This is a genomic window from Vibrio sp. TMPB1044, from assembly GCF_030442075.1.
Classification (GTDB): Bacteria; Pseudomonadota; Gammaproteobacteria; order Enterobacterales; family Vibrionaceae; genus Vibrio; species Vibrio satsumensis.
Map to the genome: position 1 here is coordinate 136269 of NZ_JAUJED010000078.1, position 16393 is coordinate 152661.

Consider the following 16393-nt stretch of genomic DNA (forward strand, 5'->3'; position numbering starts at 1 on the left):
TTTAAGGTAAGTAATGAGTTATTTTGAAGCGTTTATGTTGGCGTTGGTGCAAGGCTTTACTGAGTTTTTACCTATTTCCAGTTCTGCACACTTGATTCTTCCATCAGCGGTTTTAGGCTGGGAAGATCAGGGTTTGGCTTTTGATGTTGCTGTCCATGTCGGTACTTTGGCCGCAGTAGTGATCTATTTCCGTAAAGAAGTCGTCTCTTTGTTGAGCGCATTCTTTGGTTCAGTGTTTAAAGGCGATCGCAGCAAGGAAGCGAAGTTAGCGTGGATGATCATTCTCGCGACGATTCCTGCGTGTATCTTTGGTCTGTTGATGAAAGATATTGTTGAGCTTTATCTGCGTAGCGCGTGGGTGATCGCAACGACAACGATTATCTTTGGTCTGTTGTTATGGTGGGTGGATAAGAACTCAAGCCTGCGTGATGACGAATACCAAGCGGGTTGGAAAAAGGCGTTATTTATTGGTCTTGCTCAAGCAATGGCGATCATTCCGGGCACGTCTCGTTCTGGCGCAACCATTACCGCGGCGCTGTATCTTGGTTTTACACGTGAAGCAGCAGCTCGATTCTCTTTCTTGATGTCTATCCCAATCATCACTCTAGCTGGTGGTTATTTGGGTCTGAAGTTAGTGACCAGTGGTGACCCAATTCATGTGGGCACTTTGCTAACGGGAATCGTGGTTTCTTTCATTAGTGCTTATATCTGTATCCACTTCTTCTTGAAGCTGATCTCTCGTATGGGTATGACACCGTTTGTTATATACCGCCTGATTCTAGGTTTTGGTCTATTTGCTTTCTTGATGATGCAGTAGCGCTCGACTTACGAAGACAAATGTTTCGTCCTACAGATTGAAACGGAAAAACCCGCTTAGTTGCGGGTTTTTTAATGCGTGCTTACTAACGGAGTGAAGACTAACTATCAGTGAGTTCTGATAAAGAGCCTTCAATAGCCACCGCTCTGCGCTTCTCTTGCTCTTCTCGAATATCTTTACCTTTAAAGCCATCAGCAATGATCGCTTTTACTTCAACTTGAAGCGCCGCTTGATAGGCCGCTTCAAAACGCGCTTTCTGAGGGTAAGGCTGATCTTCTAACCCTCTACGGCCTGCGTGGTCAGCTTGGCAGCAAAGCAAGATGTCGTTGAGTCGATCTGGTTTACGCCAAACATCGAACTTGTTGAGAACCTTAAGGATGGTTGTAGGTTTGAGCTCACTAGCACGATGGATATTAGAATGCTGCTCGCACACTAATAGTGCGAGGTCTCTGAATTCATTGGGCACTCTCACTCGCTCACACAGTTTCTTGATGATCTTAACACCTGTGTGGCAGTGCATCTTATGGCTTGGCCATTCACTTTCAGGTGTAACGCCTTTACCTAAGTCATGCACTTGAGCAGCAAAGCGTACCGGTAACGATGGGCTTAATAGTGCAGCTTGTTGAGCAACCATCAGAGTGTGAATGCCTGTGTCGATTTCAGGATGCCATTTCTCAGGTTGAGGGACGCCAAATAGAGCGTCAATCTCAGGTAATACGATTGCCAATGCACCACACTCTTTCAATACAGAAAGGAACACTTCTGGGTGTGGTGTACTGAGTGATTTGTGCCACTCTTGCCAAACTCGTTCGGCTGTAAGGTGTGCCAGTTCTCCTGATTCAACGATTGTTGCCATCATCACCATGGTTTCTGGGGCAACTGTAAAGTTGAGATGGTGAAGCTTGGCGGCGAAGCGAGCCACACGTAGCACGCGAAGAGGATCTTCAACAAAAGCGTCCGATACGTGTCTTAAGATACGATCGGAGAGATCTTTCTGGCCATGGTAAGGATCATAAAGTTGGCCTTCATCATCTTGAGCAATAGCGTTGATAGTCAGATCGCGACGCATGAGGTCTTCTTCCAAACTCACATCTGGTGCAAAGTAACACTCGAAACCTGTATAACCCGAACCTGACTTTCTCTCCGTACGAGCCAGTGCGTGCTCTTCTTTGGTTTTTGGGTGTAAGAATACAGGGAAATCTTTTCCGACAGCAGTAAAGCCAAGGCTTTCCATTTCTTGAGGGGTACTTCCTACCACGACCCAATCTCTATCATAACTATCAATATTGAGCAGCTTATCGCGTACCGCTCCACCGACTAGATAGCGCTGTAGCCCATTGTCTTTTGGTAGGCTATCGTATATTTGCAACTTATCACCTCGAAATGTTTTATCACTGCTGGACTTTACTGCGAGCAATGGTACTTTCCATTAATCGTAATTATAGGGCAGCACATGTATAAGGAATATTTTGGCTTCGTTGAGATGCCATTTTCGATTGTACCAAATTCTCGCTATTTGTTTTTGAGTCAGCGCCACCAAGAGGCAATGCAGAACCTACAAGCCGGTTTAGGCGAGGGTGGGGGCTTTGCGATGCTTACTGGTGAGGTGGGTACAGGGAAAACAACGGTCGCTAAGGCGATGTTGTCTTCACTCGATAATCAGACTCAAGCCGGCCTTATACTTAACCCTACATTTTCCAATACAGATTTACTTGAAGCTATCTGCGATGAGTTTGAGGTCGAGTACCCAGAACAAGCATCGCTGAAGCAGCTGAGTCAGGCGATTCACTACTTCTTATTGGATAGCCATGCAGAGGGCATTCAAACCTTATTGGTGATAGACGAAGCTCAACACCTTGCTGCCGATGTGTTGGAGCAGCTTCGCCTTCTGACCAATTTGGAAACAGACAGTCGTAAGCTATTAAAAGTATTGTTGGTTGGTCAACCTGAATTACAACAGCATTTGCAGACCACGCAACTGCGTCAATTGGCGCAGCGTATTACAGGGCGTTACCATTTATTGCCTCTCAATATTGAAGAGACCGGTAAGTACATCGCGTTTCGTCTGGAGACGGCAGGTGGCGAGCAGATGTTGTTCTCGAATCGCTCCGTCAAGCTGATTGCTCAATATACTCATGGCATTCCAAGGCTGATTAACTTGGTGTGTGATAAGGCGCTGCAGTTAGCTTTTCATGAGGGAGAGCAAACACCGAGCAATGAAACGGTTAACCGAGCGTGTCAGCAGGTTATGTCCTTTCAGGCCGAGGTTTATCATGTCGATAAACCTCGCGCAGCGAGCGTGCTACCAAAGCTCGTTCAGTACGCTGGTGCAGCTACCTTGAGTGTCGCACTTGCGATGGCAACCTTTAACTTTGCCCCAACGTACATAGATTCATGGTTAACAACCAAACCTTCAAATGAAGTCCAAGCTGTAGGCTCAGCAAAGATGCAACGGTCGTTAGTCGCGGATACGCCTGAGGTGGTTGAGTTTGAGACAGACAAGTTCGCACTGCCAGCACATATTCAACAACACTTGATGCAAGGGACTAACCGCTCGCTGGCTATCAAGGATTTATACACCCTTTGGGGATACCAGTCTTCATTGCGAGACGGTTTATGTCTAAGCGAGCCGCAAAGTGTTTTCGTATGTGAACAGCAACAATCTAGCTTGGATGACCTACTTGAGTTAGGTGTTCCTGTGGTGTTGAACTTAGACATAGAACAAGAATCTGTGTTTGCTGTGCTTTATGGCGTATCACAAGATTCTGTCGAACTACTGGTTAACGAAAAACTCTTAGTCATGCCTAAGCAATCTCTAGAGCAGATCTGGCAGGGTGATTATGTCGCGGTTTGGAAACAGCCGCTGCGAGAGACGCTGAAAGAGGGTTACCAAGGTGAAGCTGTGGCTTTGCTCGATTTGTTGCTTTCTGAGGTGTTGGGAGAGGTTGTGTCTGGTAGTGATGTATTTGATTACGAATTAAAAATGAAGGTTGAAGCGTTTCAAACTTGGCAAGGTATGTCGGTTGACGGCATCGCAGGTCAACGAACATTAGCAAGGTTGCAAAGATTAGCTCAGCTTGATTCTCCGAAGTTGATGTCATTAAGTGGAGGGGCAAGCTAATGTCACGTATTATGCACGAGCTGAATCAGTCTTCGGTTACACAATCATCTATCAATAAACCTAGCTTTAAAGGCTACCAAAATCACCATGTGCCGAACTCGGCAAAGGGCATCAGCAACAAACGTGGTTCGTCGTTAGCCATGGGGTTACTTCTTTTGCTTGTGCCTTCTTTGTTGGTAGGCGGTACCTTGGTTTATCAATCATACAATCAACAGCAAAACTCGATTAGCCAAGTTGCCAATGTAGATCTACCAGAGTTAAAGCTTCCGTCAGACTTTGACTCTCAAATATCTGAGGCTGACATAGCAAGCATGGAAGCCGCGTCAGCGGGTGCGGAAGACGAAGTACTGTTCGCCGTTCGTCCGGCACCGGCAAGCCAACCTTTGAAAACACTTCCGCGCCAAGAAATGTATGCAAAGATTGACTCTGAAAGTACGAATGTCGCTGGTGGAGCTATTGTGCCTGTTGCTAGCTCGGAGAGCAGTGCGCGAACATCAGAAGAGTCAGAGCTATCACTGGCTCAGCCTGAGGTTCAGCCAGGTGCAAGCAATGAGGGTAGGGCTCTGCAATCGGACAGTGATTTATTGCAAGGGCTAGACCTCAGTGAGTTACCACCTGATTTAGCATTGAAGCTTGAATCTATCATGGGTGATCAACAAAGCGCACCTGAACCGATGGATTCAAGACCTGCAGGACAAGTAGGGTCACAGGTCATTGAGTTGGAAACGCATACCAATAGCTTGTCTGGGGTGTTACCTAAGTTAGACTTACAAACTCACATGTATTCGAGTAGCGAAACCAAGCGTTGGGTCAAAGTGAATGGCCAAGAGGTGGCGCAAGGGGATTGGATTGGGCGAGACATTCAGTTACTCGAGATTAAGCCACAATCGGTGATCATAGAGTTCAACCAGCAGAAGATAGAAATCCCAGCTCTGTACGAGTGGAAAGGCTAGCGAGTTTCAAGGGCACTAGATGACAGGCAAATAAAAAGGAGCACCTCGGTGCTCCTTTTTGATATTCGATACTGAATTTACTGTACCTGAGACAAGCGTTAAGTCTACGCCCAACCGTTTGGTGACTTTCTGCGACGAGGCATAATGTGTGGCAGAACAAGGCCTAGAAGTAGACCAATACCCGCAACACCACCACCGTACATGAAGTACTTTAATAGTAGGTCGTCTTTTTGAGTGTCTAGCTTAGCGCGCAGTTCACGGTTCTCTGTTTGAGAGCTCGTTAGCTGTTGGCTAATCTCGCTGTAGTTTTGCTCAAGTTCAGCAATCTGCTTGTTACGAGAATCTAGAGAGCTCGCTAGGCCTGCTTTTTCGCTGTCAGCACTCTGGCGAGCGTTCGCTAGCTTGCCTTTAACTTCAGTCAGCTCTTTCTCTAGCTTGGGCATACGTAGTGCCATGCTTTCTTTTGTGCTTACAAACTTACTTTCAACCCAACCTTTACGGCCGCGGTTGTCTTGAATCTGGGTGTAACCCGTGCTCTTGTTAGTTTGTAGGTATGTAATCTTTTCACCAGCATCAACACTGCCGATGATACGGAAGGTGTTGTTTGGGCCAGAATGCATATAAGTAAATAGTTTGTCAGCAATATAACGGTCTTGTGCAAAGGCAGCTGGAGCCGCAAGCATTGCGAACAAAACTAAGCTAATCAGTTTTTTCACAGTAAATCCCTTAACGATTCAAATTGGGTAGGCGTATGAGTCAGCCTCAATCAGCAAATAATATTTAGTTTCTTTATGCGGTGCAACAAAGAAGGGAGGCAAAGCCTCCCTTTCTGTGCGTTTGAGTCAATAATGACATGGCATTTACATATCGTTACTGAAGCTCACACTATTCTGACGCTAGTATTCACTAACGCAGTCGCGATTACATAGTAAACGCAGCTTGAATTCCGTAGAAGAACACAACAGCAAGTAGAGCACCTGCTGGCAGTGTCACAATCCAAGAAGCCACGATATTACGTACAACGCCTAAGTTTAGTGCTGCGATACCACGAGCAAAACCAACACCTAATACCGCACCAACGAGTGTTTGTGTAGTAGAGATTGGAAGACCAGTACCTGAAGCTAGTACAACCGTACATGCCGTTGCAAGTTGTGCAGCAAAGCCACGGCTTGGTGTTAATTCTGTAATACCAGTACCAACGGTTGCCATTACTTTATGACCCATTGTTGCAAGACCAACAACGATACCGAAACCACCTAGAGGAAGAATCCACCATGCGATAGTACTCTTACCTGTGATTTCACCCATGTGTTCAACGGTTGATACAACAGCAGACAGTGGACCAATCGCGTTCGCAACGTCGTTTGAACCGTGTGCAAATGCCATCGCACACGCTGTGATAACCATTAGTACCGAGAAGATGCCTTCAACACCGGCAAAGCCGTGGTCTTCTTCACGATTAGCAAATTTCTTCTGGATGTATAGGTAACCGCCGATCATAACAAGTGCAGAAACGCCAGCAGCCCAAACCCATGCTTCAGTGTTGCTTAGGTGAAGACCAACGTGCTTAAGACCTTTCTTGATGGTTACAAGTGCAATTACCATTGTTGTAATGAACATGTACACCGGTACAAAGCGCTTCGCGTTGAATAGCGGGTTCTCTGTATCAAAAATCAGTCGTTGAGCACTTACAAATATCACGTAAGCGAAGAAGCCGGAAATAACGGGTGTGATAATCCAACTGCCCACAATACCTTGAACACTGTTCCAGTCTACCGCTTCAGTACCTACAGAAATACAAGCAAAACCGATGATTGCACCGATGATTGAGTGAGTCGTAGAAACAGGCCAGCCCATGTAAGAAGCGAGAAGTAGCCATGTACCAGCAGCAAGAAGTGCTGACATCATGCCGTACACAAGTACATCAGGTTGATGAGCGAATAGAGACGTTTCGATAACACCTTTACGGATCGTGTCTGTTACTTCGCCGCCCGCAAGGTAAGCACCTGCGAATTCAAAGATCATTGCGATAATGATCGCTTGTTTAACGGTTAGAGCTTTAGAGCCTACTGAAGTGCCCATTGCGTTCGCAACGTCATTTGCACCAATACCAATAGCCATCAAGAAACCGAAAGCTGCTGCAACAATAATCAGGACAGTGCCGTAGTTAGCAAGGATATCCATCGTAATACCTAGTTGTTTGATAACAAGCGGAACAAATTTAGACGCAAAAAACCGCTCAGCGAGAGAAATACTCAGCGCATAAGTGGTTTGTTCAAAAAATGCTCTTCGTTATATGGTTAACGTATGATTTAAGATCGAGAAAGCATTACTTCAAGACGAGCGCCAACACGCTGTGCTTGATCTGCAATACCACCAACCCATTCAAGAATTTTGTATAAGAACATGATATCAACTGGATTCAGGTCGCCTTCAATCGCCATTAGTTGTTGGCGTAGTTCGATCTGCATCGCATCCGTGTCATCTTCAATTACATCTAATTGATGAATCATTTCGGCAACGAGTGTTACTTCACGGCCTTTAAAGCCAGTCTCAAGTAATTCGTCTAATTCATTGATTACGTTTTGTGCTTGGTTCGCTGCATCTAGACAACGTTTAACGTAAGCGATGAAGTTTTCTTGCATAGGAGCAGGAATGACAAGTTGACGACCATATACACGGCCAGCAATGTCTTTCGCTAGGTTTGCGAGTTTGTCTTGTTGCGTTAATAGCTCCAACATATCGGTGCGATCAACTGGCATAAACAAACCACGAGGAAGTTTAAGGCGAATTTCACGTTTTAGTACGTCAGCTTCTTTCTCAAGGTGAGAAATTTGAGCTCGAATTTCTGATGCTTTTTCCCAGTCACCTTTTGAAGAAACTTCAAAGAAATTAACTAGGTGAGAACAACATTCGTTCACGCATACTACGTGACGCTGCAAAGGTTTAATTGGGGACTTTGCAAATAACCCCATAATTGTATTTACTGGCATGGTCATCCAACCTAATAAATAATAACCTTAAAACAACATACACCATATTCATGGTGAAATGTTAAGCGATGGCTACAAAGTCGCGCATGTTAACCTAATCAATCTCTCATTAAAACTGTTTTAGATCATCATAAGGGCGATATTTCTGACTTGCCGACTTTTCAAATTGGCAATATCCTGTCCCTATCTTCACAGAAAGGTATAACTATGGAAACCGAGATAGAACTGAAGTTTTTTGTTTCTCCTGAATTTTCAGAGACTTTACGCAATAAAATTGCTGAAACTAAAGTACTTCAGCACAGTTGTCGTGAGCTAGGTAACATCTACTTTGACACCGCTGACAACTGGCTACGTAAGCACGATACAGGCTTACGCATTCGACGCTTTGATGACGTATTTGTACAAACCGTAAAGACGGCTGGTCGTGTGGTTGCTGGCCTACATCAAAGGCCTGAATACAATGCAGAACACGACAGCAACGAACCTAAGTTAGCCCTGCACCCAGAGGACATCTGGCCAGCAGGTAAAGACATCGAAACGTTGCAAGCTGAGCTGACTCCTCTATTCTCTACCAACTTCACGCGTGAGCAGTGGTTGATTGGTATGCCTGATGGTAGCCAAGTCGAGGTCGCATTCGACCAGGGCTTCGTTGAATCAGGCGACCTGCAAGAACCGATTTGCGAAGTCGAATTGGAGCTTAAATCCGGTCAAACGGATGCGCTATTTACATTGTCTCGTCAATTCTGCGAGCAAGGTGGCATGCGTTTGGGTAACCTAAGTAAAGCAGCTAAGGGTTACCGCCTTGCTCAAGGTTATCAAGGAGATGAAGTTACTCCTTTGACTTTAGTTGATACTGATAAAAGTGATACCGTTGAATCGTGTTTCATTCAATCTTTAGAGCACGCTCTCGCTCATTGGCACTATCATGAGCAGATCTTCACCGAGCGCCAATCTATTGAAGCACTGCATGAGATCAGCCACTCGCTCAGCTTTATTCGTCAAACCTTCACTATCTATGGTGGTATTGTCCCAAGACGTGCAAGTGCTATTTTACGCCAAGAGCTCAAGTGGCTTGAGCAAGAGCTCGATTGGCTGAAAAGCTATGATCACTTCGAAGACTTGTTGGAAGATAAAGGCCATGTGCTACGTAAACTCGATGCGCGCAAGTTCTTGGTTGCTGAGCTTAAAGAGATGCAAGAGCAACTTCCCGATCGTGAAGAGCTGCTTACCTTGTTGAGCTCTGCTCGTTACACTGGTTTATTGTTAGATCTGAGCCGCTGGATCTTATCTCGTGGCTGGCAACCTTTCTTAGATGAGAAAGCGCGTGAACAAATGGGGCGTGGTATCGAATGGTTTTCGGTGCAGCAACTCGATCGTACATGGGCTGACTTGATGGAAGCTTTCCCTCCAGAGCGAGTGATGACCAGCCAAGCGTATATCGATCAGCAATACCGTTTGATGCGTAATCTATACTCTGGCGTCGGTTTTGCGAGTTTGTATGACGACGATGAGCGCAACAGCTTCCGTTTGCCATGGGCCGATATGGTGCAAGGCATTGATGACTTGCTGGCACTGAAAACATTAGAGCCGTTAACTGAGAAGTTGGAAGGCGATGAGAAGGTTCAGCTAGAGCGTTGGTTGGCTCGTCAAGAAGTGTCCATTTTGCATGCGATGGAACAGACACGCCAAATCAGTGTTGAGGTTGAGCCATATTGGCAAGACTAAATTCAACACCTGTATCAATATAAGTATGAATTTGAAAATAGGGCTTCGGCCCTATTTTTTTATTTGTTGTTCGAGCTTCTCTAGTCGTTCGAGGATTTTCTGTTGTTGCTCAATGATCTTCTCAAGATGCTTCTCTTTGCTTTCAGCGCGTTGATTCTCAAGGTGAGTTGGGGAGGTAATCAAAGAAGTGATCAAGCCTGAAATCATACCAAACACACCCACACCGCAAATGATTACCAGAGAAGCGACTAATTTTCCTGAACTCGTGACTGGATAATGATCGCCATATCCTACGGTACTGATGGTAACGAAAGCCCACCACAAAGCATCTTGTCCAGTGGTAATGTTGGCGTTGGGGTCTTTGTGCTCTAACAGCAGTATTGTTCCGGCTCCTATGGTCAGGAGAATGACCAGCAGCAATATAATCGAGGCGAGGGTGGTTTCTTTGCGGTTGCGAAATAGCTCTCTGAGAACGCGTTTACCCGAACGAAGAACAAGAATGACACGCAGGATCTGAAAAATGCGAGCGAAACGAAGAGGCTCGATCATTGGGATGCTTGCCAAGAAATCGATCCAGTGTACTTTTATATATTCTTTTTTGTTTTGTGATCTGAATAGATCAATAGTGAGCTGAAAAAGAAAAACACTACAGATTATAAAATCGAGGCCGATAAGGACTTGTTTCGATTCTTTATCGATCGGTACGAACAATAAGCCTGAGATCACAAATAACGCTAAGAAAGAGAGAATCAGTGACAATAAGCTCATCGGCTTAGTGGCGTCTTTGGTATTATTCAACATTCATACGAGGCTCAAAATAAATCGCGAACTTTGACTGACATAGCCACCTCGCGGATATAGAAGCCATCAATATATAAGAATTAATGGAGAACTGACAATGACTAAACTGTCATTCAAGCCGTGGGAAAGGATAATCTCTGACGTTCGTCTCGTTCCGAAAATGATTATGCTGATGATATTCAGCACTATCTTGATCATTTCGAAGCAGCTTTGGGACGCAAGTACGTTTTACGATTCATTGCTTGCTGTAACCAACAATGCGCAAGTCGCACAACAGCATTACGAGACTTACCTAGTTCAAGTGGCTTGGCAAACAGCCTTGATGATCATTGTGTTTGTGATTCTTCTATTAGCTGCGGCTCGCGTTATGCTGCGTCAGACTCAATACCTTAATGACGCAATTAAAACTATGGCCGATAAGAACCTATCAGTGCCGATTCAAATGGATTGTAAAGATGAATACGGCGATGTGGCACGTGAACTTGAAAAAACTCGTGTCCAACTGAACGACATGATCAAAACTCAGGTGGCCTCTTCTGATGAACTGTTTGCTCTGACGGAAGTGATGACCATCAGCATGTCTGAAACCAAAGAGTCAGCTCAAGAAGAGTTCAATGAGATCGATCAGCTTGCGACAGCAATGAGCGAGATGACCTCTACGGTGCAAACTGTAGCCGAGCATGCACAAAGCGCTTCTTCATTGACGGAACAGGCATCAGGCCAAGCATTGACCGGTCAGAAGTTCGTTCAAGGCTCAGTTTCTAAGATGAGTGAGTTATCTTCAGATATCGCAGCATCTGCAGCAGCGGTAAACCAAGTTGAAGAGCGCGTTGACTCAATTGGTAGTGTGGTTGGTACTATCCAAGGCATTTCAGAACAGACAAACCTTTTAGCATTGAACGCTGCGATCGAAGCGGCGCGTGCAGGTGAAGCGGGTCGAGGCTTTGCGGTTGTTGCCGATGAGGTTCGTAACCTTGCGCAGCGTACTCAACAAGCGACGGTAGAGATTCAGGACATGATCAGTCACCTACAAAGCAGTGCTAATTCTGCGGTAGAGCTGATGGAGAAGAGTGTTGTTGAAGCGGCTGAAGGCGTTGATTTGGTGACTAATGCTGGCACAGAGCTTGATGGTATCGTAAGCCAAGTTAACCAAATCAATGACATGAACTTCCAAATCGCGACAGCTGCAGGTCAACAGAGCAGCGTTGCAGAAGAGATGAGTGTCAACCTGACCAATGTTCGTGAACTTGTCGAAGCTTCAGTTGTGGTTGTTGGTGAGCTGTTAGAGACCTCTCAGCTTATGGAGAGCAACGCGCAAGAACTCGACGGTAAGATTAAGCAATTTAAGGTTTAGTCCTTAGCACCTAATCTTCATCCGTAAAGGCTTATTCCCAGAGACTTTTTCTAGGTTGTAAGCTCAACCAGATAAGTTAATCGATAAAACGCCCACATTGCTAATGTGGGCGTTTTTTATTGGCGTAACTTTGGTATAACTTATCTTTAGTTATGAAAACTCGTTATTGAAGAACTGAATCGATAAACCGATTGTTCAGCGCGCAGCTTATACAAGGAAGAAACATGCCATTGCCTTCTCAAATCGTCACTCACTCACAGTCTGCTTTTGAGCAATTATTAGAGCATCAAAGTGAAGCCATCAATACTTGGCCTGAGCCACTGACTGAGGATCTTAAACGTGTACTCGGTTTAAGCTGTTTTATTAGTGATTGCTTGCAGCGTGATACGGTTTTATGTGGTGATTTACCTAATATGTTGGCATGCGAAGAACGTGCTGAAGGGTACCGAGAACGACTGGCTGAATTACTTTCTGGCTGCACCGATGAAATGAGCGGTCAGCGCGTGCTGCGTCAATTTCGCAATCGAGAAATGACCTACATTGCTTGGCGTGATTTTATGGGCTCATGGGAGCTAGAACAGAGCTTAAGTCACCTATCGATGTTGGCTGAGGCGATGATCTTCGAGACCTATCAATGGCAGTACGATATTTGTTGTAAAGAGTGGGGTACACCTTGTAATGAACAAGGTGAAGCACAACCGATGCTGATCATTGGTATGGGCAAGCTAGGGGGTGGTGAGCTCAATTTCTCTTCTGATATTGACCTGATTTTTACCTATCCTGAGAATGGCGAAACCCAGGGTGCAAGACGAAGTATCGCCAACGCACAATTTTTCACACGCTTGGGGCAACGTATTATCAAGGCACTTGACCAGCAAACCTTTGATGGATTCTGTTATCGAGTCGACATGCGTTTACGTCCATTTGGTGAGAGTGGTCCACTTGTGATGAGCTATGCGGCACTGGAAGATTATTACCAAGAACAAGGTCGTGATTGGGAACGCTACGCGATGGTCAAAGCGCGAGTGATGGGCAGCGAAATGTATCCTGAGTATCAAGAGCTTCGCCAAATGTTACGCCCGTTTGTTTTCCGTCGTTATATTGATTTCAGTGCGATTCAATCTTTGCGTCGTATGAAGTCGATGATCAGCAGTGAAGTTCGCCGTCGTGGCCTCTCAAATAACATCAAACTTGGCTCTGGTGGTATTCGTGAAGTGGAGTTTATTGCGCAAGTTTTCCAATTGATTCGTGGTGGGCGTGAACCTAGCCTTCGTGGTAGAGGTCTATTGGAAACGTTAAGTGCGATTGAGTCTCTTCATCTGCTAGAGTCCCAAGAGGTAAGGCATTTACGCGAGGCTTACCTGTTTCTGCGTCGCCTTGAGAACCTATTACAAGCGATGGCTGATAAGCAAACTCAAACCTTACCTGATGGTGAATTCGAACAGTTGCAACTCGCTGTCGCAATGCAATTCACTGATTGGGACAGTTTGATTGCGGCAACTCGAACTCATATGGCGAATGTACATACTGTGTTCGAAGATCTGATTGGTGTCGATGAAGATGACGCCAATCCAATCGCGAGTCACTTTAGTGAACTGTGGGATATGGCCCATAAACCAGACGTGATTGAACAAGTACTGGAGCATGATATTGCGATTGCTAGCCCGCCTGAAGCTGCGAGAACGATCATTCAGTTTAAAGCCGATTTGGCTAAAAAAACCCTTGGCCCACGTGGACGAGAAGTTCTGAATCGCTTGATGCCTAAAGTGTTTCAAGCGCTGTACACCGCTAAGGATGCCGAGTTTGGTTTATCTCGAGTGCTGCATCTACTGCAAAAAATCGTTACGCGTACCACTTACCTTGAACTACTAGATGAACACCCTGCTGCGTTGACTCAGTTAGTTCGCTTATGTACAGCAAGCCCGATGATCTCAGAACAGCTGGGTCGTTACCCAATTCTGTTAGATGAACTTATCGATCCTCAGCAACTCTACAATCCAGTACCCTTAGAGTCTTACAAGACCGAATTGCGTGATTACCTAGCCCGTATCCCTGAAGATGATATGGAGCAACAGATGGAAGGTCTGCGTCAGTTTAAGCAGACTTGTATTTTGAGGATCGCAGCTGCGGATATTGCGGGTGCTCTACCTGTCATGAAGGTTAGTGATCATTTGACCTACTTAGCGGAAGCCATTGTTGAAGCCGGAGTTAACCAGGCTTGGTTACAGGTGTCAGCAAAGTTTGGTGAGCCGACACATCTTAAAGATCGTGAAGGTCGTGGTTTTGCTGTTGTCGGTTATGGCAAAGTGGGCGGTTGGGAGCTTGGCTATAATTCCGATCTCGATATTGTGTTTATGCATGACTGCCCGGTACATATCTATACTGATGGTAAGAAAGAGATCGATGGACGCCAATTCTACTTAAGATTAGCGCAGCGTATTATTCATATTTTCTCGACCAGAACCGCTTCCGGCATTCTGTACGAAGTCGACACTCGTTTACGCCCTTCTGGTGCATCTGGCCTGTTGGTGAGTCCAACCGATGCCTTTGACGAGTATCAGCACAATGACGCGTGGACTTGGGAACACCAAGCTTTGACACGCGCTCGCATGATTTACGGCGATGACTTATTGGCTTCCGCATTCAATAAAACACGTCATGAGGTGTTATGCCTACAACGTGATGAAGCAACGTTGAAGAAGGCGGTAGTGGATATGCGAGAAAAAATGCGTGATCACCTCGGCGGTAAAAAAGCTGATCGATTCATGCTAAAGCAGGATGCTGGTGGCATTACCGATATTGAATTCTTGGCGCAATATTTAGTCCTTCGATACAGTAATGAGAAGCCAAAGCTTACTCGTTGGTGTGACAATGTCAGAATCTTTGAAAGCCTGTTGTCACAAGGGATTATGGACGAGCAACAAGGGATGGCATTAACCCATGCTTATACAACGTTAAGAGATGAAATCCACCACCGTAATCTACTCAATCTTGATGCGGATGTGGCGATTGAAAAGTTTGAAATGGAAAGAGAACATGTTGTTCAAGCATGGAAGCAGTGGATGGAAGCGTAGCTTGTCTTTCGCTTAGCTGTCACAGTGCCTATCGAGGTAGGCTTTACTCATTTTTCTAAGGTTTAGCCACTGTAATCAGTGTGCTAGACTCTAGCCAGATTCGATTTTTGGAGCTCAACAATGAAACCAATTCTACCTGACTACAGCCAATCAGGTGTTCTTATTGTCGGTGACGTCATGCTTGATCGTTACTGGTATGGTCCAACTGGCCGTATTTCACCAGAAGCGCCAGTGCCTGTGGTAAAAGTAGAAAATAACGAGGAGCGCCCTGGTGGTGCTGCTAACGTAGCAATGAATATTGCCTCGCTTGGCGGTCATGCTCATGTTGTTGGTTTAACAGGTAAAGATGAGCCAGCCGAGGTGTTGAAAAACACTTTGGGTGCGCTGAAGGTTAAGTGTGATTTTGTTGAGTTAGAAGACTATCCAACCATCACAAAACTACGAGTGATGAGCCGTGGTCAGCAGTTGATTCGTCTTGATTTTGAAGACAAATTTGAAAACACCAATCCAGAGCTTATTCTGTCTCGCATGGAGCAAGCACTGCCAAATGTCCGCTCGGTTATCTTGTCAGATTATGCGAAGGGTGCATTAGAGCATGTACAGAGCTTCATTCAAAAAGCACGCGCATCAAATGTTCCAGTATTCATCGATCCAAAAGGCGCGGATTTAGAGCGCTACCGTGGTGCGACATTACTTACACCAAACATGGCAGAGTTTGAGCTAGTTGCAGGTAAAGTTAAGTCAGAAGAAGATCTTATCGAGAAGGGTATTGCCTTGATCGAGAAGTATGACTTTGAAGCTTTATTGGTGACTCGCAGTGAGAACGGTATGACGTTACTACGTAAAGGTCAGGCACCATTCCATTTACCGACTCAAGCGAAAGAAGTGTACGACGTGACGGGTGCTGGAGATACGGTTATCTCAGTTCTGGCGGCTTCTGTTGCTGCGGGGAAACCACTTGATGAAGCGTGTGCATTAGCGAATGCGGCTGCTGGCGTGGTAGTTGGTAAGCTTGGTACATCTACACTGTCTACGATTGAGTTAGCGGAAGCGATTCACGGTAGCCAAGACACAGATTATGGTGTGATCTCGGAAGCTGCACTGGTTGAAGCAGTGAAACGTGCTCGAGCGAAAGGTGAGAAGGTCGTTATGACCAATGGCTGCTTTGATATTCTGCATGCCGGCCATGTTTCTTACATGAACCACGCAGCTGAGCTAGGTGACCGCTTGATCGTTGCCGTTAATACTGACGAGTCTGTTAAGCGCTTGAAAGGCCCTGGTCGCCCTGTGAACCCAACCGATCGCCGTATGGCGGTATTGGCTGGCTTAGGTGCAGTTGATTGGGTTGTGCCGTTTTCTGAAGACACACCTCAACGTTTGATCTCTGAGGTTTTACCAAGCATTCTTGTGAAAGGTGGTGACTACAAACCTGAAGATATTGCTGGTGGTGCGGAAGTAATTGCAGCTGGCGGTGAAGTGAAAGTACTTAACTTTGAAGATGGCTGCTCTACGACTGAAATTATTAAAGCGATTAAGGGTGGTCGAGGCTAGTTTC

At 45.6% G+C, this 16393-nt stretch carries 12 protein-coding genes; 7 read left to right on the top strand and 5 right to left on the bottom strand.

Annotated elements, in window-relative coordinates:
* The first annotated feature begins 13 nt into the window (after nt 1-13).
* The gene (locus QQ041_RS22925) at nt 14-817 is read left to right on the top strand and encodes an undecaprenyl-diphosphate phosphatase (protein WP_004735967.1); all 804 of its coding nucleotides are present in this window, start codon (nt 14-16) and stop codon (nt 815-817) included.
* Between the two features lie 100 nt (nt 818-917).
* Here QQ041_RS22925 and QQ041_RS22930 read toward each other — a convergent pair whose 3' ends face one another.
* Nucleotides 918-2234, bottom strand: coding sequence for a multifunctional CCA addition/repair protein (locus tag QQ041_RS22930; RefSeq protein WP_285955138.1), 1317 nt, complete (start codon nt 2232-2234; stop codon nt 918-920).
* 36 nt (nt 2235-2270) lie between these two features.
* On the opposite strand from QQ041_RS22930, the gene QQ041_RS22935 reads away from it, so the two are divergent.
* Together QQ041_RS22935 and QQ041_RS22940 are read left to right on the top strand one after the other, a co-directional pair.
* Complete coding sequence (locus QQ041_RS22935) at nt 2271-3938, top strand: ExeA family protein (protein WP_285955139.1); 1668 nt, start codon at nt 2271-2273, stop codon at nt 3936-3938.
* Nucleotides 3938-4891 carry a general secretion pathway protein GspB gene (locus QQ041_RS22940; protein WP_146490507.1) on the top strand — a complete coding sequence of 318 codons (954 nt, stop codon included), beginning with the start codon at nt 3938-3940 and terminating at the stop codon, nt 4889-4891. The genes QQ041_RS22935 and QQ041_RS22940 overlap by 1 nt, the downstream gene beginning before the upstream one ends.
* A 104-nt stretch (nt 4892-4995) precedes the next feature.
* Here QQ041_RS22940 and QQ041_RS22945 read toward each other — a convergent pair whose 3' ends face one another.
* The 3 genes from QQ041_RS22945 to QQ041_RS22955 form a co-directional block, all read right to left on the bottom strand.
* Nucleotides 4996-5607 carry a TIGR04211 family SH3 domain-containing protein gene (locus tag QQ041_RS22945; RefSeq protein WP_019826861.1) on the bottom strand — a complete coding sequence of 204 codons (612 nt, stop codon included), beginning with the start codon at nt 5605-5607 and terminating at the stop codon, nt 4996-4998.
* 205 nt (nt 5608-5812) lie between these two features.
* The gene (locus tag QQ041_RS22950) at nt 5813-7075 is read right to left on the bottom strand and encodes an inorganic phosphate transporter (protein WP_017061418.1); all 1263 of its coding nucleotides are present in this window, start codon (nt 7073-7075) and stop codon (nt 5813-5815) included.
* A gap of 128 nt (nt 7076-7203) precedes the next feature.
* Nucleotides 7204-7884: a TIGR00153 family protein gene (locus tag QQ041_RS22955; RefSeq protein WP_010434644.1), complete on the bottom strand. Its 681-nt coding sequence runs from the start codon at nt 7882-7884 to the stop codon at nt 7204-7206.
* A gap of 207 nt (nt 7885-8091) precedes the next feature.
* Between QQ041_RS22955 and QQ041_RS22960 the strand changes: the two genes are divergently transcribed.
* Complete coding sequence (locus QQ041_RS22960; RefSeq protein ID WP_146490509.1) at nt 8092-9609, top strand: inorganic triphosphatase; 1518 nt, start codon at nt 8092-8094, stop codon at nt 9607-9609.
* Nucleotides 9610-9660: 51 nt separating this feature from the next.
* Here the strand turns inward: QQ041_RS22960 and QQ041_RS22965 are convergent, their stop codons facing one another.
* Nucleotides 9661-10410: a potassium channel family protein gene (locus QQ041_RS22965; RefSeq protein WP_146490510.1), complete on the bottom strand. Its 750-nt coding sequence runs from the start codon at nt 10408-10410 to the stop codon at nt 9661-9663.
* A gap of 97 nt (nt 10411-10507) precedes the next feature.
* Here QQ041_RS22965 and QQ041_RS22970 point away from each other — a divergent pair, with 97 nt between their 5' ends.
* The 3 genes from QQ041_RS22970 to hldE all read left to right on the top strand — a co-directional run bounded on the left by QQ041_RS22970 (nt 10508) and on the right by hldE (nt 16389).
* Entirely contained in the window at nt 10508-11764 is a 1257-nt protein-coding gene (locus QQ041_RS22970; protein ID WP_146490511.1) for a methyl-accepting chemotaxis protein, read from the top strand.
* Between the two features lie 224 nt (nt 11765-11988).
* Nucleotides 11989-14838, top strand: coding sequence for a bifunctional [glutamate--ammonia ligase]-adenylyl-L-tyrosine phosphorylase/[glutamate--ammonia-ligase] adenylyltransferase (glnE, locus tag QQ041_RS22975; RefSeq protein ID WP_285955140.1), 2850 nt, complete (start codon nt 11989-11991; stop codon nt 14836-14838).
* Between the two features lie 120 nt (nt 14839-14958).
* Complete coding sequence (gene hldE, locus QQ041_RS22980) at nt 14959-16389, top strand: bifunctional D-glycero-beta-D-manno-heptose-7-phosphate kinase/D-glycero-beta-D-manno-heptose 1-phosphate adenylyltransferase HldE (protein WP_285955141.1); 1431 nt, start codon at nt 14959-14961, stop codon at nt 16387-16389.
* Nucleotides 16390-16393 lie beyond the last annotated feature (4 nt).

Bases quoted from the DNA above. Each gene is read 5' to 3' on its own strand.
- QQ041_RS22925 (WP_004735967.1), top strand. From the start codon at position 14: ATGAGTTATTTTGAAGCGTTTATGTTGGCGTTGGTGCAAGGCTTTACT.
- QQ041_RS22935 (WP_285955139.1), top strand. From the start codon at position 2,271: ATGTATAAGGAATATTTTGGCTTCGTTGAGATGCCATTTTCGATTGTA.
- QQ041_RS22940 (WP_146490507.1), top strand. From the start codon at position 3,938: ATGTCACGTATTATGCACGAGCTGAATCAGTCTTCGGTTACACAATCA.
- QQ041_RS22950 (WP_017061418.1), bottom strand. From the start codon at position 7,075: ATGGATATCCTTGCTAACTACGGCACTGTCCTGATTATTGTTGCAGCA.
- QQ041_RS22955 (WP_010434644.1), bottom strand. From the start codon at position 7,884: ATGCCAGTAAATACAATTATGGGGTTATTTGCAAAGTCCCCAATTAAA.
- QQ041_RS22960 (WP_146490509.1), top strand. From the start codon at position 8,092: ATGGAAACCGAGATAGAACTGAAGTTTTTTGTTTCTCCTGAATTTTCA.
- QQ041_RS22965 (WP_146490510.1), bottom strand. From the start codon at position 10,410: ATGTTGAATAATACCAAAGACGCCACTAAGCCGATGAGCTTATTGTCA.
- QQ041_RS22970 (WP_146490511.1), top strand. From the start codon at position 10,508: ATGACTAAACTGTCATTCAAGCCGTGGGAAAGGATAATCTCTGACGTT.
- glnE (WP_285955140.1), top strand. From the start codon at position 11,989: ATGCCATTGCCTTCTCAAATCGTCACTCACTCACAGTCTGCTTTTGAG.
- hldE (WP_285955141.1), top strand. From the start codon at position 14,959: ATGAAACCAATTCTACCTGACTACAGCCAATCAGGTGTTCTTATTGTC.